The 19,275-nt window shown below is 60.3% G+C and carries 15 protein-coding genes and 1 pseudogene; 9 read left to right on the forward strand and 7 right to left on the reverse strand.

Features of this window, described 5'->3' with window-relative positions; translation table 11 throughout:
* Window positions 1-100: 100 nt before the first annotated feature.
* Window positions 101-1,285 carry a 2-methylaconitate cis-trans isomerase PrpF gene (gene prpF / locus QRN20_RS21720; protein ID WP_029244451.1) on the forward strand — a complete coding sequence of 395 codons (1,185 nt, stop codon included), beginning with the start codon at window positions 101-103 and terminating at the stop codon, window positions 1,283-1,285.
* Between the two features lie 328 nt (window positions 1,286-1,613).
* Here the strand turns inward: prpF and ppsR are convergent, their stop codons facing one another.
* Both ppsR and QRN20_RS26955 read right to left on the reverse strand, forming a co-directional pair.
* Window positions 1,614-2,432, reverse strand: a complete 819-nt coding sequence (gene ppsR, locus QRN20_RS21725) for a posphoenolpyruvate synthetase regulatory kinase/phosphorylase PpsR (protein WP_004885714.1) — start codon at window positions 2,430-2,432, stop codon at window positions 1,614-1,616.
* A 39-nt stretch (window positions 2,433-2,471) separates the two neighbouring features.
* Complete coding sequence (locus QRN20_RS26955) at window positions 2,472-2,678, reverse strand: hypothetical protein (RefSeq protein ID WP_371306709.1); 207 nt, start codon at window positions 2,676-2,678, stop codon at window positions 2,472-2,474.
* Here QRN20_RS26955 and ppsA point away from each other — a divergent pair.
* From ppsA to QRN20_RS21765, 8 genes are all read left to right on the forward strand, one after another.
* Window positions 2,625-5,000, forward strand: a complete 2,376-nt coding sequence (gene ppsA / locus QRN20_RS21730; protein ID WP_025996036.1) for a phosphoenolpyruvate synthase — start codon at window positions 2,625-2,627, stop codon at window positions 4,998-5,000. The genes QRN20_RS26955 and ppsA overlap by 54 nt on opposite strands.
* Window positions 5,001-5,167: 167 nt before the next feature.
* Window positions 5,168-6,154 carry an alpha/beta fold hydrolase gene (locus tag QRN20_RS21735; RefSeq protein ID WP_029244452.1) on the forward strand — a complete coding sequence of 329 codons (987 nt, stop codon included), beginning with the start codon at window positions 5,168-5,170 and terminating at the stop codon, window positions 6,152-6,154.
* Between the two features lie 90 nt (window positions 6,155-6,244).
* Window positions 6,245-6,733, forward strand: a complete 489-nt coding sequence (gene rraA / locus QRN20_RS21740; RefSeq protein WP_029244453.1) for a ribonuclease E activity regulator RraA — start codon at window positions 6,245-6,247, stop codon at window positions 6,731-6,733.
* A gap of 11 nt (window positions 6,734-6,744) precedes the next feature.
* Window positions 6,745-7,740 carry a divalent cation transporter CmaX gene (cmaX, locus tag QRN20_RS21745; RefSeq protein WP_029244454.1) on the forward strand — a complete coding sequence of 332 codons (996 nt, stop codon included), beginning with the start codon at window positions 6,745-6,747 and terminating at the stop codon, window positions 7,738-7,740.
* Window positions 7,741-7,827: 87 nt separating this feature from the next.
* Window positions 7,828-8,076, forward strand: a complete 249-nt coding sequence (locus QRN20_RS21750) for a hypothetical protein (protein ID WP_004885697.1) — start codon at window positions 7,828-7,830, stop codon at window positions 8,074-8,076.
* Window positions 8,077-8,078: 2 nt separating this feature from the next.
* Window positions 8,079-8,903, forward strand: coding sequence for a mechanosensitive ion channel family protein (locus tag QRN20_RS21755; protein WP_004885692.1), 825 nt, complete (start codon window positions 8,079-8,081; stop codon window positions 8,901-8,903).
* Window positions 8,904-8,985: 82 nt separating this feature from the next.
* Window positions 8,986-9,576 (forward strand): RNA polymerase sigma factor SigX, encoded by a 591-nt coding sequence (gene sigX, locus QRN20_RS21760; RefSeq protein WP_004885689.1) that lies wholly within the window; start codon window positions 8,986-8,988, stop codon window positions 9,574-9,576.
* Between the two features lie 107 nt (window positions 9,577-9,683).
* Window positions 9,684-10,718: an OmpA family protein gene (locus QRN20_RS21765; RefSeq protein ID WP_025996041.1), complete on the forward strand. Its 1,035-nt coding sequence runs from the start codon at window positions 9,684-9,686 to the stop codon at window positions 10,716-10,718.
* A gap of 100 nt (window positions 10,719-10,818) precedes the next feature.
* Here the strand turns inward: QRN20_RS21765 and cobA are convergent, their stop codons facing one another.
* The 5 genes and pseudogenes from cobA to QRN20_RS21790 all read right to left on the reverse strand — a co-directional run bounded on the left by cobA (window position 10,819) and on the right by QRN20_RS21790 (window position 18,708).
* Entirely contained in the window at window positions 10,819-11,580 is a 762-nt protein-coding gene (gene cobA, locus QRN20_RS21770; protein WP_025996042.1) for a uroporphyrinogen-III C-methyltransferase, read from the reverse strand.
* A gap of 10 nt (window positions 11,581-11,590) precedes the next feature.
* Window positions 11,591-14,311, reverse strand: coding sequence for a nitrate reductase (locus tag QRN20_RS21775; protein ID WP_122605091.1), 2,721 nt, complete (start codon window positions 14,309-14,311; stop codon window positions 11,591-11,593).
* Between the two features lie 20 nt (window positions 14,312-14,331).
* Window positions 14,332-15,537, reverse strand: a pseudogene (locus QRN20_RS21780) (NAD(P)/FAD-dependent oxidoreductase); the annotation flags it as partial.
* A 290-nt stretch (window positions 15,538-15,827) separates the two neighbouring features.
* Window positions 15,828-17,489: a bifunctional protein-serine/threonine kinase/phosphatase gene (locus QRN20_RS21785; protein WP_122605093.1), complete on the reverse strand. Its 1,662-nt coding sequence runs from the start codon at window positions 17,487-17,489 to the stop codon at window positions 15,828-15,830.
* Window positions 17,490-17,496: 7 nt separating this feature from the next.
* Window positions 17,497-18,708 carry a nitrate/nitrite transporter gene (locus QRN20_RS21790; protein WP_043306404.1) on the reverse strand — a complete coding sequence of 404 codons (1,212 nt, stop codon included), beginning with the start codon at window positions 18,706-18,708 and terminating at the stop codon, window positions 17,497-17,499.
* Window positions 18,709-19,275: the final 567 nt, after the last annotated feature.

The following is a 19,275-nucleotide window of genomic DNA, read 5'->3' on the forward strand; positions in this document are numbered from 1 at the left end:
GCCCACGCGGAGCGATGGGCACGATCAGTGTTGAGGCAGACGTGTGTATAACGATCAGCGCAGAACATGGGAGCGGTCGATGACCGGGACAGGAACAGACATGACTCATTTACCGCAAATCCGAATCCCCGCCACCTATATGCGTGGCGGTACCAGCAAGGGTGTGTTCTTCAACTTGCTTGATCTGCCCGAGGCTGCGCAGGTTCCAGGTCCGGCAAGAGACGCACTGCTGCTGCGCGTGATCGGCAGTCCCGATCCGTATGAGAAACAGATTGATGGCATGGGCGGGGCGACGTCCAGCACCAGCAAGACCGTGATCCTGTCGCGCTCCAACAAGGCCGATCACGATGTCGATTACCTCTTTGGTCAAGTGTCCATCGACAAGCCGTTCGTGGACTGGAGCGGCAACTGCGGCAACCTGTCGGCAGGGGTTGGCTCGTTCGCGATTCTCAGCGGTCTGGTGGATGCCAGTCGCATTCCGCAGAACGGTATTGCCACGGTGCGCATCTGGCAGGCCAACATCGGCAAGACCATCATCGCCCACGTGCCGATCAATCAGGGCGAGGTGCAGGAAACCGGCGACTTCGAGCTGGACGGCGTGACCTTTCCCGCAGCCGAGGTGCAACTGGAGTTTCTCGATCCGGCAGCGGACGAAGAGGGCGCCGGTGGCTCGATGTTTCCGACTGGCAATCTGGTAGACGACCTGGAAGTGCCGGGTGTCGGCACGTTGAAGGCAACCCTGATCAACGCGGGCATACCGACCATTTTCATCAACGCCGCCGATATCGGTTACACCGGCACCGAGCTGCAGGGCGACATCAATGGCAGCCCTGAAGCACTGGCGAAGCTGGAAACCATTCGGGCCTACGGCGCTGTGCGCATGGGACTGATCGGGCATGTGGACGAAGCGGCACGTCGGCAGCACACGCCGAAGGTCGCTTTCGTCGCGCCACCGTCCGGCTACGTGTCGTCCAGCGGCAAGTCGGTCGCGACGCAGGATATCGATTTACTGGTGCGGGCCGTGTCCATGGGCAAGTTGCACCACGCGATGATGGGCACTGCCGCTGTGGCGATTGGTACGGCGGCTGCCATTCCGGGCACACTGGTGAATCTGGCGGCGGGCGGCGAAACCCGCAGCGCGGTGCGGTTCGGCCATCCCTCCGGCACCTTGCGGGTGGGCGCCGAGGCGCATCAGCAAGAGGGCGAATGGAAAGTCACCAAGGCCATCATGAGCCGCAGCGCCAGAGTGTTGATGGAAGGCTGGGTGCGTGTGCCGCAGGCCTAGTGCGCTCGGTCGTGCCAATGCTCCGCGTTGGCACCCAGTCCGGGACGCTCCGCGTCCCACGAATCAGTGTCAGGGCGAAGGAACCCCGGCGAAGCCGGGGCCGGAACCGGAGCTAAGGACTTTGGCTACTTTGGTCCCTCAAAGTAGCGCGCCGTAAGGGCGCAAAGGTGACCTGAGTCGGGCGCCCGGCTCACTGAGTCCGCAGTCTGTGCCATTTGTGACGCGGAGCGTCACGGGAGGCATGCCCACGCAGAGCGATGGGCACGATCAGAGTTGAGGCAGACTCGTGTATCGCGATGAGCGCGATCAGGATCTAACGAAATGGCCCCTACTTGAACCGCCGCTCAACCCCTTTCTCCACCAGCACCTTGGCGGAGATTTCTTCCACCGAGAAATGGGTGGAGTTAATGTTCGGGATGTTCTCCCGGCGAAACAGACTCTCCACTTCCCGTACTTCGAATTCGCACTGGGCAAAGCTTGAGTAGCGACTGTTGGGTTTGCGTTCGTGACGAATGGCCGTCAGGCGATCCGGGTCGATGGTCAGGCCGAACAGTTTCTCGCGATGCTGCTTGAGCGCCGCAGGCAGTTGCAGGCGTTCCATGTCGTCTTCGGTCAGCGGATAGTTGGCTGCGCGGATGCCGAACTGCATGGCCATGTACAGGCAGGTCGGGGTCTTTCCGCAGCGCGAGACACCGACCAGAATGATGTCGGCCTTGTCGTAGTAATGCGTGCGCGCACCGTCATCGTTATCCAGTGCGAAATTGACCGCCTCGATGCGCTCCATATAGTTGGAGTTGTGACCGATGGAGTGCGATTTGCCCACCGAATACGAGGAGTGTGAACTAAGCTCCAGTTCCAGCGGCGCCAGGAAGGTCGAGAAAATATCGATCATGAAGCCGTTCGACGTCGCCAGGATTTCCCGGATGTCCTGATTGACGATGGTGTCGAAGATGATCGGCCGCACCTCGTCCTTGTCGGCGGCCTTGTTGATTTGTTGTACCATCGCCCGCGCTTTCTCGACGCTGTCGATATAGGGCCTGGTGAACTTGTTGAACGTGATGTTTTCAAATTGCGCTAACAGGCTTTGCCCAAGGGTCTCGGCCGTGATGCCGGTCCCGTCGGAGATGAAGAAAGCGGATCGTTTCATTTGCGCCCCTGGCCTTAAGCAGTTGACGATTTCTGGATATCATAGGCGCGCTTGCGGGCCCTGAGAGTCTGCATTCTCGCCTATTTTGAAGGTTCGGGTTCGCGCCTGTTCCGAAACGCCTGCGGTCGCGTTGCCGTGACCCCGGTGAATGAGCTTTTCCCAACAATAAACACAGTTAGTGGAGAGATCACCTTGGTAGAGTACGTAGTTTCCCTCGATAAGCTCGGCGTCCATGATGTGGAGCATGTGGGAGGCAAGAACGCATCCCTCGGCGAAATGATCAGCAACCTCGCAGGCGCTGGTGTCTCAGTGCCTGGTGGTTTCGCGACTACGGCCCAGGCCTACCGTGATTTTCTCGAGCTCAGCGGTCTGAACGATCAGATCCACGCAGCTCTGGATGCTCTTGATGTCGACGACGTCAACGCCCTGGCCAGAACAGGCGCGCAGATTCGTCAGTGGATCATGGAAGCCGAGTTCCCCGAGAAGCTCAACGCCGAGATTCGCACTGCGTTTGCCGCGCTGTCGGCAGGCAATCCGAATCTGGCCGTTGCCGTGCGTTCTTCCGCCACCGCCGAAGACCTGCCTGATGCCTCCTTCGCAGGCCAGCAGGAAACCTTCCTGAACATCCGTGGCGTCGAGAACGTCATTCGTGCCGCCAAGGAAGTGTTCGCCTCGCTGTTCAACGACCGCGCCATTTCCTACCGCGTGCATCAGGGCTTCGATCACAAGCTGGTCGCACTCTCCGCTGGCGTGCAGCGCATGGTGCGTTCCGAAACCGGTACTGCGGGCGTGATGTTTACCCTGGATACCGAGTCGGGCTTTCGCGACGTGGTGTTCATCACCGGCGCCTACGGCCTGGGTGAAACGGTTGTGCAGGGCGCAGTCAATCCGGACGAATTCTACGTACACAAAGATACCCTGGCCGCTGGCCGTCCTGCGATCCTGCGTCGCAACCTGGGTAGCAAGGCCATCAAGATGATCTACGGCGAAGAAGCCAAGGCCGGTCGTTCGGTCAAGGTGATCGACGTCGAGCCTGCGGATCGTGCGCGTTTCTGCCTGACCGATGCCGAAGTGTCCGAACTGGCCAAACAGGCCATGATCATCGAGAAGCACTACAAGTGCCCGATGGACATCGAGTGGGCCAAGGACGGTGACGATGGCAAGCTCTACATCGTTCAGGCGCGTCCTGAAACCGTGAAGAGCCGCGCCTCGGCCAACGTCATGGAGCGCTACCTGCTCAAGGAGACCGGCAAGGTGCTGGTCGAAGGTCGCGCAATCGGTCAGCGCATCGGCGCGGGCAAGGTGCGGATCATCAAGGACGTGTCCGAGATGGACAAGGTCCAGGCAGGTGACGTGCTGGTCTCCGACATGACCGACCCCGACTGGGAACCGGTCATGAAGCGCGCCAGTGCCATTGTCACCAACCGTGGCGGTCGCACCTGCCACGCAGCGATCATTGCGCGTGAACTGGGCATTCCGGCCGTTGTGGGTTGCGGCAACGCCACCCAGTTGCTGCAGGACGGGCAGGGTGTGACGGTTTCCTGCGCCGAAGGCGACACCGGTTACATTTTTGAAGGCGAGCTGGGTTTCGACATCAAGACCAACTCGGTCGATGCCATGCCCGAGCTGCCGTTCAAGATCATGATGAACGTCGGCAACCCGGACCGCGCGTTCGATTTCGCCCAGCTGCCCAACGCCGGTGTCGGCCTGGCGCGTCTGGAGTTCATCATCAACCGGATGATCGGCGTGCACCCGAAGGCGCTGCTGAACTACTCGCTGCTGCCGCCGGAAATCAAGGACAGCGTCGACAAGCGCATCGCCGGTTACGACGATCCGGTCGGCTTCTACGTCGAGAAGCTGGTCGAGGGCATCAGCACCCTGGCTGCCGCGTTTACCCCGAAAAAGGTCATCGTGCGTCTGTCGGACTTCAAGTCCAACGAATACGCCAACCTGATCGGCGGCAAACTGTACGAGCCGGAAGAAGAAAACCCGATGCTGGGTTTCCGCGGTGCATCGCGTTACATCAGCGAAAACTTCCGCGATTGCTTCGAGCTGGAATGCCGTGCCCTCAAGCGTGTACGTGAAGACATGGGCCTGACCAACGTCGAGATCATGGTGCCGTTCGTGCGCACCCTGGGCGAAGCGAGCCAGGTCATCGACCTGCTGGCGGCCAACGGCCTGAAGCGCGGCGAAAACGGTCTGCGCATCATCATGATGTGCGAGCTGCCGTCCAACGCGATTCTGGCTGAAGAGTTCCTCGAGTACTTCGACGGGTTCTCCATCGGCTCCAACGATCTGACGCAGCTGACCCTCGGTCTGGATCGTGATTCGGGCGTCATCGCGCACCTGTTCGACGAACGCAACCCTGCGGTCAAGAAGCTGCTGTCCAACGCCATTCAGGCCTGTAACAAGGCTGGCAAGTACATCGGCATCTGCGGTCAGGGGCCTTCCGATCACCCGGATCTGGCGCGCTGGCTGATGGATCAGGGCATCGAGAGTGTTTCGCTCAACCCCGATTCGGTGCTGGAAACCTGGTTCTTCCTGGCCGAGGCGCAAGCGCCGGTCTGATGTGACGCGAAAAAGCCCTGAGCCGTCTTGTGGTTCAGGGTTTCATCAAAAAGAGGCGGTTTTTTCGGAGACCGCCTTTTTTATGCGCCTCACAGCGCACCTACACGCAGTTTCATACAGTCTGTCAGAGGCGACCCGATGCCTTTGAATTTCCGAAAAAGAGCAATATGCAAAGCAGCAGCCACCTATTTCCCGTTGCCTTGATCAGTGCCGAGCGTCGTGGTGATCTGGTCGAGGATGTCTACCGCCTCAAACCTGCCAACAGTCCTGACCCGAGCGTCGAACTGGCCGTGACCCGTCTGGGTCTGGTCGATCAGGCTCATGGACGGGGCATTCCGGTCATTCTGGTACACGGCAGTTTTTCCAATCGCAGGTTCTGGTATTCGCCCAAGGGTATCGGTCTGGGGCCGTTTCTGGCGCGTGCCGGTTATGACGTCTGGATTCCCGAAATGCGTGGACACGGGCTGTCGGCGCGCAATCAGAACTACCGCAGCAATTGCGTGGCCGATTACGCCCGTTATGACGTGCCAGCAATCGCCGCCTTCGTACAAGAGCAAAGCGGGCAGTTACCGCACTGGATCGGTCATTCGCTGGGTGGCACCACGCTGGCCGCAGCGTTGGGCGGCGAATACCTCGGCATCGAAAGCGCAGCGTCAGTGGCGCTGTTCGGCAGCCAGATCAGTCGCAGCTACTGGCCGCTGAAGATTCCCCCGCTGCAATGGTCCAGTCGCCTTCTGCTCAAACGCTTCGAGCACGTGTCCGGTCCGCGTTTCAAGCGCGGCCCGGAAGACGAGCCTATGGGTATATTGCTTGAAAGCATGCGCTGGCACGGTCTGTTCGGGCGTTTCGGTGATCGTCACGGTGACTGGTGGGCAGGCTTGAAAGCCGTTCAGGTTCCGTTGTTGGCAGTGGCGGCAGTGGGCGATCACCAGGATCCGGTGTGGGCCTGTCGAATGCTGTTCGATCAGGTGGGCAGCGAACTCAAGCAGTTTCTCTGTCTGGGCCGCGAGCATGGCTTCAACGAAGATTTCGGTCATGTGCAGATGCTGGTCAGCAAGGGCGCGCAGCAACAGGTCTGGCCCCGAGTGATCGATTGGCTGGGCGAGCGGTCTGCTGAACAGACAGCCGAGTTTCAGGTGGCAGTAGGCAGTTAGCGGTTAAAGTCGCTATAAAGACACTGCACTGCGCAGCACGCTGATCTGCACCATTCTTGAGCCCATGCCTCAATGACAGGAGTTGACCTCATGCACTACCTCACCCCCGATCTGTGTGACGCTTATCCGGACCTGATACAGGTTGTCGAGCCGATGTTCAGCAATTTCGGTGGACGCGACTCGTTTGGCGGCCAGATCGTCACCCTCAAGTGTTTCGAAGACAACTCACTGGTCAAGGAGCAGATTGCTCTGGACGGCAAGGGCAAGGTCCTGGTGGTTGACGGCGGCGGTTCGCTGCGTTGCGCAATGCTGGGCGATATGGTCGCCGAGCAGGCCTCGAAAAATGGCTGGGAAGGTCTGCTGATCTACGGCTGCGTGCGCGACGTGGATATGCTGGCCCAGACCGATCTGGGTGTGCAGGCGCTGGCCAGCCATCCGAAGAAAAGCGAGAAGCGCGGCATCGGTGAGCTGAACGTGCCGGTGACCTTCGGTGGTGTGACCTTCAAGCCGGGCGATTATCTGTACGCCGACAACAACGGCGTGATCATTTCTCCTTCCCCCCTGACCATGCCGGAATAAGCGACGTATTAATGTTCGATGAAGCAAACGCGCAGTGGGGGCTGGTTCATGCCCTCGTATTGGATGGTAAGGGTGGGGCGCGTTTCATCGCCCGGACCGAGCTTCAGGACCTTCAGATGCAGCCGCAGGAAAGCCTGTGGCTGCATTGGGATCGCAGTCATCCGCAGACCCAGACATGGTTGCGCACCGCCAGCGGCCTGAGCGAGTTCGCCTGCGATCTGCTGCTTGAAGAAAATACCCGGCCGCGTCTACTGGCCTTGCCGGACGAGGAGTTGCTGCTGTTTCTGCGCGGCGTGAACCTCAATCCCGGCGCGGAGCCGGAAGACATGGTTTCGGTGCGGATTTTCGCGGCGGCGCAGCGGGTCATCTCGTTGCGGCTGCGGCCCTTGCGCGCCACTGAAGAACTGATTGAGCTCCTCGGCCAGTCCAAAGGCCCCAAAACGGCGTCGGAACTGATTCTCTATCTGGCCCAGTACCTGACTGACAAGGTTCAGGACCTGGTGGGTGAGCTGACTGAATCGGTCGATGAGGAAGAAGAAAAGACCGACGCCGACGAACGGTACAGTCCCGAACATGGCAAGTTGCTGCACATCCGCCGTCGTGCGGCAGGTCTCAGGCGTTTTCTGGGGCCGCAGCGCGATATCTATGGTCAGCTTTCACGGATCAAACTGACCTGGTTCGACAGTGAAGACGCCGACTACTGGAACGAGTTGAACAACAGCCTGACCCGTTACCTTGAAGAGCTTGAACTGACCCGAGAGCGAGTCGGGCTGCTGCTTGAGTCCGAAGACCGGCGTCTGCGCGAGCACATGAATCGCACCCTTTACCGCTTCGGCATCATCACCGGTATCTTCCTGCCCATGAGTTTTCTGACCGGCCTGCTGGGTATCAATGTCGGGGGTATTCCGGGGGCGGAAAATCCCTACGGTTTTCTGGTCGCGTGCGGTCTGATCGTCGCGCTGGCGGCAGGGCAGTGGTGGCTGTTCAGACGGTTGCGTTGGGTATAAGGCTTATACTTATATGTTTTTTCACGAAGCGTTTGTGACTCACCCGCAAAGCGTCACGTCTTTGACTTACATTGCGTGAGGTGCCTGATGCACGATCCGTTTGAAGAATCTTTACGTGACATGCTTAACTCGTCATCCTCCAGCCGGGACGACGATGCATGTCTGGGGCGAGTCCTGAAAACCGCCAACCGCCAGGTCGGTGCCGGTGTGTTGTTCGGGCTGCTGGGCCGTTGGTCCGAGGCGATGATGATCGCACTCAACAACGGTTCTGCCCATGTCGCTCCCGTTTCCCGTCGCACCGGATCTGGTGCCCGTTCTACCGATAAGGCTGATTGAGCATGGAATTGAACCTCTGGACGCAGAGCCTTCTTGCTGCAATGACTGCATTGTGGACCAAAGTTGCAAACTTCATCCCCAACCTGTTTGGCGCGCTCGTCGTGGTGGTGCTCGGCTTTGCCGTAGCCAAGCTGCTTGATGCGCTGCTGTCCAAACTGCTCGCCAAGCTGGGGCTGGATCGTCTGGTCGGCGGCACAGGGCTGACCAAGATCATGGGGCGTGCGGGCGTCAAGGTGCCGATCTCCACACTTATCGGCAGGATCGTTTACTGGTTTGTGTTGCTGATTTTCCTGGTATCCGCTGCAGAATCTCTGGGTCTGCAGCGCGTATCGGCCACGCTCGACATGCTGGCGCTGTATCTGCCGAAGGTGTTCGGCGCGGCACTGGTGCTGCTGGTCGGTGTCTTGCTGGCGCAACTGGTCAATGGACTGGTGCGCGGTGCGGCTGAAGGCGTCGGCATCGATTACTCCGCCGGACTCGGGCGAATTGCCCAGGGGCTGGTCATTATCATCAGCATTTCTGTCGCGATCAGCCAGCTGGAGGTCAAAACCGACCTGCTGAACCATGTGATCGTGATTGCCTTGCTGACCGTTGGTCTGGCGGTCGCCCTGGCGTTGGGCCTGGGAAGTCGCGAAATTGCAGGTCAGATCATCGCCGGAATTTATGTGCGTGAACTTTATCAGGTGGGCCAGCAGGTGCAGATAGGCGACACCGAGGGGCAGATAGAGGAAATCGGTACGGTCAAGACGACCCTGCTGACAGACGAAGGGGAGCTGGTTTCTTTTTCCAACCGCATCCTCCTCGATCAGAGAGTAAGCAGCCGTTAAGCGGCTAACCTGCTAATCTATGCCGCCAAGTTGCCGGAAAGGGCTGTGGCGGACATTGACCTGACTGTCGGCAAGATTCGTTTTGAATAAACCTCAACCGCTTTCAACGCGCTACGATCCACACGAGCTCTCGGATGAGGAGCTGGTGGCACGCGCCCACGTCGAGCTGTTCAACGTGACGCGGGCGTATGAAGAATTGATGCGTCGCTATCAGCGGACACTTTTTAACGTCTGTGCACGTTATTTAGGGAACGATCGCGACGCGGACGATGTCTGTCAGGAGGTGATGCTTAAGGTGTTGTATGGCTTGAAGAATTTCGAGGGTAAATCGAAATTCAAGACCTGGCTCTACAGCATCACGTACAACGAGTGCATCACTCAATACAGGAAGGAACGGCGTAAGCGTCGCTTGATGGACGCTTTGAGTCTGGATCCGCTTGAGGAAGCGTCGGAAGAAAAGACGCCAAAACCTGAAGAGCGGGGCGGTCTCGATCGCTGGCTTGTGCACGTGAACCCGATTGATCGGGAGATTCTGGTGCTGCGATTTGTCGCAGAACTGGAGTTCCAGGAGATCGCAGACATCATGCACATGGGCTTGAGCGCAACGAAAATGCGTTACAAGCGGGCGCTTGATAAACTACGTGAGAAATTTGCAGGTATCGTCGAAACTTAACGGCGAGCAAATATCTCTAACGAACTGGCAAGGTCTGGTAGACTTGCCGACGAGTTGTCCCCAGTTATGCGGGACTGCTTTACAATCATCAGATGGGGATTTAACGGATGAAACTGAAAAACACCTTGGGCTTGGCCATTGGTACTATTGTTGCCGCAACTTCTTTCGGCGCTCTGGCACAAGGCCAAGGCGCGGTCGAAATCGAAGGCTTCGCCAAGAAAGAATATTACGACAGCGCTCGTAACTTCAAAAACGACGGCAACCTGTTCGGCGGCTCCGTTGGCTACTTCCTGACCGATGACGTTGAATTGCGTCTGGGCTACGACGAAGTTCACAACGTCCGTAGCGACAGCGGCAAGAACATCAAGGGCTCCAACACCGCCCTGGACGCTCTGTACCACTTCAACAACCCGGGCGACATGCTGCGTCCTTACCTGTCTGCCGGTTTCTCTGACCAGAGCATTGGCCAGGACGCTCGTGGCGGCCGTAACGGCTCCACCTTCGCCAACGTTGGCGGCGGCGCGAAGCTGTACTTCACTGACAACTTCTATGCCCGTGCAGGCGTTGAAGCTCAGTACAACATCGACCAAGGCGACACCGAGTGGGCGCCAAGCGTCGGTATCGGCGTTAACTTCGGTGGCGGCAGCAAGAAAGTTGAAGCAGCACCAGCTCCAGTAGCTGAAGTGTGCTCCGACAGCGACAACGATGGCGTTTGCGACAACGTTGACAAGTGCCCAGACACCCCAGCAAACGTAACTGTTGACGCTGATGGCTGCCCAGCCGTTGCTGAAGTGGTTCGTGTTGAGCTGGACGTGAAGTTCGATTTCGACAAATCCGTAGTCAAGCCTAGCAGCTACGGCGACATCAAGAACCTCGCTGACTTCATGCAGCAGTACCCACAAACCTCCACCACTGTTGAAGGTCACACTGACTCCGTCGGTCCTGACGCTTACAACCAGAAGCTGTCCGAGCGTCGTGCAAACGCCGTTAAACAGGTCCTGGTCAACCAGTATGGCGTTGGTGCTAGCCGCGTAAACTCGGTTGGTTACGGCGAATCCCGTCCAGTTGCTGACAACGCAACTGAGTCTGGCCGCGCAGTTAACCGTCGCGTAGAAGCAGAAGTAGAAGCTCAAGCTAAGTAATTAGCCGCTTGTACTGAAAAGCCCGGCTCAGGCCGGGCTTTTCTTTGTCTGCGATTTGAGCGCGCAGCGCCTGCTGGCGGGTAGGCAATAAAGCTGGAACTTAGCCGGCCTGTTGCTGAAGATCATTCAGCAATGTCTGATTCAAGACTTCCTGACCGGCTGCCGCGACTGCGCCGATCACCAGAATGGCAGGGCTCTTCAATTCGAACGCAACGGCATCACGCTGCATGTTTGCAAGTGTGCTGCGGCATTCACGTTGCGATGGCAGGGACGCGTTCTCGATCATCGCCACCGGCATGTCCGGGCTCATCCCTCCCGCCAGCAGGTTCTCATGAATCTGTGGCAGCTTCGCCACGCCCATGTACACCACCAGTGTCGTGCCGCTTTGCGCCAGTGCCTGCCAATTGAGGCTGCTGTCGTCCTGAGTATGGGCGGTGACCAGCGTTACCCCACGGCTGATCCCGCGTAGCGTCAGCGAAATACCGCATTGCGTTGCACCCGCCAGGCCAGCAGTAATGCCGTTGACCAGCTCCACTGCCACGCCGCGTTCCTGCAACCACTCTGCTTCCTCACCGCCACGGCCGAAGATGCACGGGTCTCCGCCCTTTAAGCGCACCACGCATTTACCCTGTCGCACGTAGCGCAGCATCAGGCGATGGATGAAGGCCTGTGGCGTCGAGCGACAACCGCCGCGCTTACCGACCGGGATAACCCTTGCAGCAGGACAGTGCTCAAGCACAGCGGGGTTGACCAGATCATCGATCAACACCACATCCGCCTCATGCAAGGCCCGCACGGCCTTGAGCGTCAGCAATTCGGGATCACCCGGGCCTGCGCCCACCAGCCAGACTTTTGCGCTCATGCTGTGTTCCTCATTCAGTGACCATCACGGTGTTGATCAGTCTTTTTATTTCAGGGACGCAGGAACCGCACATCGTCCCGCAGCCTAATTGTTTCTTCAGTTGATTCAAGTCCAGGCCAGCTTCGACGCCTTTCAGCACGGCGCTCTGTTTGACGTTCATGCAGTTGCACAGGGTCTTGTCGCGCGCTTGCGAACCATCCTTGCCCGGCTGGCTGCTCAGTGGCGCGAGCAGCCAGCGGCGCAGCGGTAGATCGACGCGCTCTTCGAGCCACAGCGTCTGCAACCAATGCTGCGCCAGGGTCTCGCCGGCCAGGCGGATGGCGGTAATACGACCGTTGTCGATCCGCACCCGCTTGCCGATGGCGCGCTTGGGGTCGTCGTAGGCCAGTACCGGACCTTCATCGACGCTGAGTAACACATCGATCTGGTGCAGCAGGCTCGCGTCCGGCGCAACAGCGTTTGCAGCCCGAATCACCAGGGCGGGGCGTTCGCGACCGACGAGGCCGAGACTCAGGTAGGTGAACGATCCACACAATGAGCGCAAACGCTCCCATTGCTGCTGCACATCGCCTTCCACCAGCGCAAAAAACTGCCAGGGCAGATCGGCTTTTTCAATCCTGACGCCAGAATGTTTGAGTTCCGGCTGTTTTGAAATCGGGTCATACGCCGGCTGGGTCAGGACATTCACGCCACCCTTGAGGAAGCGATCGCCCCAGTGCATGGGCAGGAATGCCTGGCCGGGACGTACGCTGTCATCGCTGCTCACCGGCAAATACAGTTCACCGCGACGGCTGACCAGTTTGATCAGATCGCCGGCCTGCAACGCATGCAGTTGCAAGTCTTGCGGGTGCAGACCCAGCACCGCTTCGCTGACGTGGCCGAACAGGCGGGCAGCGGTCCCGGTACGGCTCATGCCGTGCCATTGGTCACGCAGGCGACCGGTGTTGAGGGTCAGCGGGAAGTCGGCATCGCGCAGTTCCCTGGCAGCCACGTACGGCTCGCTCAGGAACTGCGCCCGGCCCGATGGAGACGGAAAGATGCCATCTGCGTACAGGCGCGGCGTACCGACGCTGGCGCCCAGCGGGAATGGCCATTGCTGCGGACCCTGCCGGTCGATCAGTGCGCGATCAATGCCGGACATGTCCAGGTCGCGCCCGGTGGTCAGGCCTTTGAATTCATCGAACAGGGCGGCCGGATTCCTGAAGTCGAACAGGGCGGGCGCTTCGGGCTGCAGCCGACGTTGCAGGCGTTGGGCGAAGTCCACGGTGATCGCCCAATCCGGACGTGCCTGGCCGGGAGCCTGAATCGCCTTTCGTACATTGGAAATCCGTCGCTCCGAGTTGGTTACCGTGCCTTCCTTTTCACCCCAACTGGCGGCGGGCAGCAACAGGTCGGCGAAGCGTGCCGTTTCAGTGGTCTTGAACGCTTCCTGAAGCACCACGAACGGGCAGGTCTGCAGCGCCTCTCTGATTCTGTTCTGGTCCGGCAGTGACTGCGCCGGGTTGGTACAGGCAATCCACAGCGCCTTGATCTTGCCGCTCTGTACCTGTTCGAACAGCTCGATGGCAGACAGACCGGGGTTGGCGGGCAACTGGTCGACGCCCCAGTATTCGGCCACTTCGGCGCGATGTTCCGGGTTGGCGGCTTCGCGATGGCCCGGCAGCAGGTTGGACAGGCTGCCGGTTTCACGGCCACCCATGGCATTTGGCTGACCGGTGAGCGAGAAGGGGCCGGCGCCAACGCGGCCGATCTGGCCCGTTGCGAGGTGAAGATTGATCAGCGCGCTGTTCTTGGCGCTGCCCGCCGTGGACTGGTTCAGCCCCATGCACCACAGTGACAGGAAGCTGGGCGTTTCGCCGATCCAGCGGGCGCAGGTCAGCAGTTGCTCGAGCGCAATGCCGCACAGCTGTGCAACATGCTCCGGCGGGTAATCGCGGACCAGCGTTTCGAGGTCGTCGTAGCCCTGAGTGTGTGCGGCGATGAACGCCTGATCGATCTGGCCCGCGCTCATCAGCACATGCAGGATGCCGTGAAACAGCGCCACGTCGGTGCCGGGCTGAATCGCCAAATGCAGATCGGCCAGTTCGCACGTGTCGGTACGCCGAGGATCGATGACAATGAGTTTCATCGCGGGTCTGCGGCTTTTCGCTTCTTCCAGACGACGGAACAGAATCGGATGGGCGTAGGCCATGTTGCTGCCGACGATCATCACGCAATCGCTCAGCTCGATGTCTTCGTAGCTGCAGGGCGGGGCGTCGGCGCCGAGGCTGCGTTTGTAGCCCGCCACGGCCGATGACATGCACAGCCGCGAGTTGCTGTCGATGTTGTTGGTGCCGATCAGGGCGCGGGCCAGTTTGTTGAATGCGTAGTAATCCTCGGTCAGCAACTGGCCGGATATGTAGAACGCCACGCTGTCCGGGCCATGCTTACGGATGCTGTCGGCGAATACGTTGGCAGCGTGGTCCAGCGCCGTATCCCAGTCGGTGACACTGCGGGCCAGATCTTTGCCCAGGCGCAGTTCCGGGTAAAGTGCGCGCGCGTCGATGTCGCCGGTCAGGTGCAGGCTTGAGCCTTTGCTGCACAGTTTGCCGAAGTTGGCCGGGTGCTGCGGGTCGCCACTGACGCCCAGAATGTTCTGCCCGTCGTGCTCGATCAGCACCCCGCAACCCACGCCGCAGTAGCAGCAGGTGGATGCCGTGATTTGAGTGGTCGGGATCGCCAGGCGGGTCATGCGCACGCCGCCTCGGTCGGAGCGGGTTCGCCGAACATCAGGTGGTTGCGAATGGCATCGATGCCCTGGCCTTCGCGAATCTGTTTCAAGTACCAGCTGCCATCGGCGGTGTCGCCGTACAGGCACGCACCCACCAGCACGTCATTCTTGATGACCAGTTTTTTATAGATCCCGCTGATAGGGTCGGACAGGGTGATGCTTTCCGTGCCTTCGCCACCCAGAAAGTCGCCAGCGGAGAACAGGTCGATTCCCGTCACTTTCAGCTTGGTCGACGTCACCGAGCCCTGGTAACGGGCGAAACCCAGCTGCGCAAGGTGATTGGCGCAGACCCTGGCCTGTTCGAACAGAGGTGCGACCAGGCCGTAGGCGATGCCTCGATGGCTGACGCACTCGCCGATGGCGTAGATACGCGGGTCGTAGGTCTGCAGCGTGTCGTTGACCAGAATGCCACGGCTGCACGGCAGGCCAGCCTGTTCGGCTAGTTCGGTATTGGGACGAATTCCGGCTGCCATCACCACCAGATCAGCGGCGATGACATCGCCGTTCCTGAAGCGCACGGCTTGTACGCGACCGTGATCGTCGCCCAGCAAGGCCTCGGTCTGCTCGTTGAGGCGAAAGCTCAGACCGCGCTGTTCAAGCGCGGCCTGAAGCATCAGACCGCTGGTCTTGTCCAGTTGACGCTCCAGCAGCGTTTGTCCGTTATGGACCACCGTGACCTGCATGCCGCGCATGCTCAGGCCATTGGCCGCCTCCAGGCCCAGCAGACCGCCGCCGATAACCACTGCGCGCTTGTGCGTGGCGGCGGTGTCGATCATTTCCCGGGTGTGGCCGATGTCGCGATAGCCGATCACGCCCTCCAGCGTGTTGCCGGGAATCGGCAGAATGAACGGGCTCGAACCGGTAGCGATCAGCAGGCGGTCGTAATGGGCCTGCGTGCCGTCGTCCGCGATCACCAGACGCTTGATGCGATCAATCCTGACCACGCGCCGATTCAGCAGCAATTGAATGCCGTTGTTTTCATACCAGGCGAGGTCGTTGAGTACGATTTCTTCGAACGTCTGTTCGCCTGCCAGCACTGGCGAGAGCAGAATCCGGTTGTAGTTGGGGTGTGGCTCGGCACCGAAGACTGTGATGTCGTACAAGTCTTCGCTCAATTTGAGCAACTCTTCGAGTGTGCGCACGCCGGCCATGCCGTTGCCAATCATCACCAGTTTGAGTTTTTTCATCGTGCCTCCGAGTCACCGTCAGGGTGCGCTCGACAAATTGCGCGCAAACAAAAAAGGCGTCCCGTCAGTTGCCTGACGAGGACGCCTTTGTCCGGTCCCGTTCTCTCGGGAAGCGCTGCCTTCATCGTTGAGGGCGGCGCGTTATGAAACTTCTGAAGGAGATCATGCAGCGGTTGTGCCAACTCTGATCAGGCCGCGAATGCGGGGGTTCGGGTCGATTGCGGGAGAGTTGCCTGCACTGCGTTGAGGCGCGTTGCACAGAAGCGGGGCGATGTAGGGCGGCTCAGCGCTTAATGGCGGCTCATCAGCCAGATCAGGCCGACCAGATTGATAAGCAGAGAAACCAGTGCCAGCGTACGCCATACCTTCAGCGGCTCGCGCTCCAGTAATGGCCTGGGTCGCGCGACTACTGGGCGTTGTTCGGCCTGTTCCAGTTCAAGCTGCCACTGCTCGGCGGTTTCATAACGCTGGGCGGGATTGGCCTGCACGGCCTTGTCCAGGCTCTGACTCAGCCAGAGCGGCAGGTCGGGGCGGTAGCGACTGGCCGGAATCGGTGTGCCGAAGCGGCGGTGCTGAAAAGCCTCGATTTCGCCATACGGATACTGACCGGTCAGCAGGTAATAAAGCGTGACGCCGACTGCGTACAGGTCCTGTTGCGGATTGGGTTCGGCACCGCTGAAGGCCTCCGGTGCAATGTAGCTCGGCGTACCTGGCAAATCATCTGTATTGGCGACCGACAGACCGGGACAGAACGCCAGCCCGAAATCCAGCAGGCGCAGCTCGCCGTCGTCACCCAGCAGCAGGTTCTCCGGCTTGATGTCGCGATGGATGATGTTGCGTCGATGCAGAAGACCCGTGGCCCGCAGCAGTCGAGTGGCCAGATCCTGCCATTGCGCCAGCGGCAGGGGGCCGGACAGAGAGAAAAGATGGGCGAGCGTGCGCCCGGAGTATTCGCGCATGGCGTAATACAAATGCTGACGCTCGGGCAGCGGATGGATTTCCGGAAAGAAGCGCCCGGCCACGCGGCGCAGGAACCATTCCTCCAACAGCAGGCCCTGACCCGCACCGGGTTCGTCATGCCGGGCAGACGGCAGCGTCTTGATCAGCCAGGGCAGCCCATGAGCATCGTGGGCGCGGTACAGAATGGATTGCCGCGACTGGGCGAGCACATTGCCGACGCTCCAGCCTTCAAACATCTGGCCGGGTTTGAGTGCTGGCGGTAACGGCCATTGCTGTAACTGCAGCAGCGCATCCCCGAGATCATCCTCGCCCAGGCTGTCGACCTGAATGAGCAGGGCGCTGGCATTGTCCTGACTGCCCGCCAGATGCGCCGCGCTGACCAGGGTTCTGACTGCGGCATCCAGATCGTCCTGTTCGGTCAGGATCGAGCGGATGCTGGCATCGCCCAGCGTCGCCCAGATGCCGTCGCTGACCAGCAGCAGGCGCTCGCCTTCACAGAGCTCGCCCTCCAGATAGTCCATGACCACGTACTGATCCAGCCCCAGCGCACGCTTGAGCACGTGCTGCATGTCGGCCTGTTCCCAGACATGGTCTTCACTGATGCGTTTGAGCTTGCCGTCTTGCCAGCGATACGCGCGACAATCGCCCACGTGGGCGAGGGTGAAGCGTCTGCCGCGCAGGACCAGCGCGCTGAGGGTGGTCAGCAGACCGTTGGCCAGCAGCCAGCGGTTCTGGGCCAGCAACAGACGATCCAGAGACTGGGCCACGCCCCAGGTTTCCGGCGTCGAGTAATAATCCAGCGCGAGCGCCTGCAAGGTCGACTGCGCAGCCAGCGCGCCATCGGCACACTGGCTGACCCCGTCGGCCAGGGCAAACAGATAACCTTTGCTGGCCGCCAGGGCTGCGACCGGGGTCACCAGGCGCAGGGCGTCCTGATTCTCAGGTCGCGGGCCGCTGGCGCTGAACTCGGCAAAGCGCAGTTGCAGCGTCATGGACCGGTCAGACCCGTGCTGCGGTCACTGCCGCCGAACCCCAGGTGGTTCTCCAGCGGCGCTTGACGTTCATCAGGCCGAACCAGGCGAGCACGGCCAGGCTTGCGAACAGCCACAGGCCCAGCTGATAGTCACCGGTGTTCTGCTTGATGCTGCCAAGGCCTGCGGCCAGCAGGAAACCACCGATGCCGCCCGCCATGCCGATCAGGCCCGTCATGACGCCGATTTCCTTGCGGAAGCGCTGTGGCACTAGTTGGAACACCGCGCCGTTGCCAGCGCCCAGGCCCAGCATGGCGGCGACAAACAGCGCCAGTGCAGCCCACGAGCTTGGCAGGTTGAAACCCACTGCAGCGATGCCGATGGCTGCCACTGCGTACATGGCGGTCAGCGTGCGGATGCCACCGAAGCGGTCGGCCAGCGCGCCGCCCAGCGGACGCATCAGACTGCCGCCGAACACGCAGGCTGCGGTGTAGTAACCGGCCGTGATCGGGCTCAGGCCGTACTGGTCGTTGAAGTAGCCGGGCAGGGCGCTGGCCAGGCCGATGAAGCCGCCGAAGGTCACGCTGTAGAAAAACATGAACCACCAGCTGTCCCGGTCGCCGAGGGCCTTGAGGTAGTCGGCAGTGGACTTGGGCTTGCTGCGCTCGGGTGCATTGCGCGCCATCAGCGTGAAGGCGATCAGGGTCAGCACCAGCGGGATCAGCGCCAGACCGAACACATTGCCCCAACCGAAACTGGCGGCAAGAACTGGCGCGATCAGCGCGGCGAGTACGGTGCCCGAGTTGCCGGCACCGGCGATGCCCATGGCCTTGCCCTGATGCTGTGGCGGATACCATTGCGACGCCAGAGGCAGCGCGACCGCGAACGACGCGCCTGCCATGCCGAGGAACACGCCCAGCAGCAGGACCTGTTCATAGCTGTGGATGCCCAGTTGCCAGGCGGTCAGCAGGGCACCGATCACAATCACCTGACCGATGATGCCTGCGGTCTTGGGCGACAGCTGATCGGCCAGCAGGCCCATGAAGAAGCGCAGTATCGCCCCGGCCAGAATCGGTGTGGCGACCATCAGGCCGCGTTGTTGGGTGGTCAGGTGCAGGTCGGTGGCGATCTGGACCGCCATCGGGCCCAGCAGGTACCAGACCATGAAACTCAGGTCGAAGTAGAGAAAGGCAGCGAACAGGGTCGGTCTGTGACCGGCCTTCCAGAAGCTTGTATCCATTGGCACACCTCATCATCTGCTAGCGGGTCAGTCGGGGTTCGTGCCCTCGACGTGGAAAAATTTCAGACGCTGTGGCGGAGTGTTCCGAATACCGGCGACTCCACCGGCCCCATCGCCGGGGCCAAACGCAAAAACGTCGCCTCTCTGTCCGGGTGAGCGGAAGAGATGAGCGACGTCTTTGTCGTGAGTGGCGGCAACCGCCGTTGGCTACCTGAGGGTGCTAAAGCAAGAGGCGGGCCATATGCAGTTTTCTTCCTGGGCGATTGGCAGAGGCAGCATGGCAGCACGCTGTGACCTGAAACGCCGGGTGAGCAGGTGTGATGGCAGCCGAGTCCCGATGACCTTGAACCGGGCACCGATGGCATCGGCCGCCGCAAAAAAGTGCGAGGGGCTTCTCCCGACACAAGTCCGCCTCAACACTGATTGTGCCCATCGCTCTGCGCTCGTCGTTCTACACAAGTCATCTGGCTATTCAGAGATACAACGCCACTGATGCGCTTTTGTACCGCGACGTCATGAACACCGCAGATCGCGACGTGGGTGAAGGCTGAGTCCTGGCGCTGATTC

Origin of the sequence: Pseudomonas sp. fls2-241-TYG-175 (assembly GCF_030209155.1) — a bacterium.
GTDB classification, from domain to species: Bacteria; Pseudomonadota; Gammaproteobacteria; order Pseudomonadales; family Pseudomonadaceae; genus Aquipseudomonas; species Aquipseudomonas viridiflava.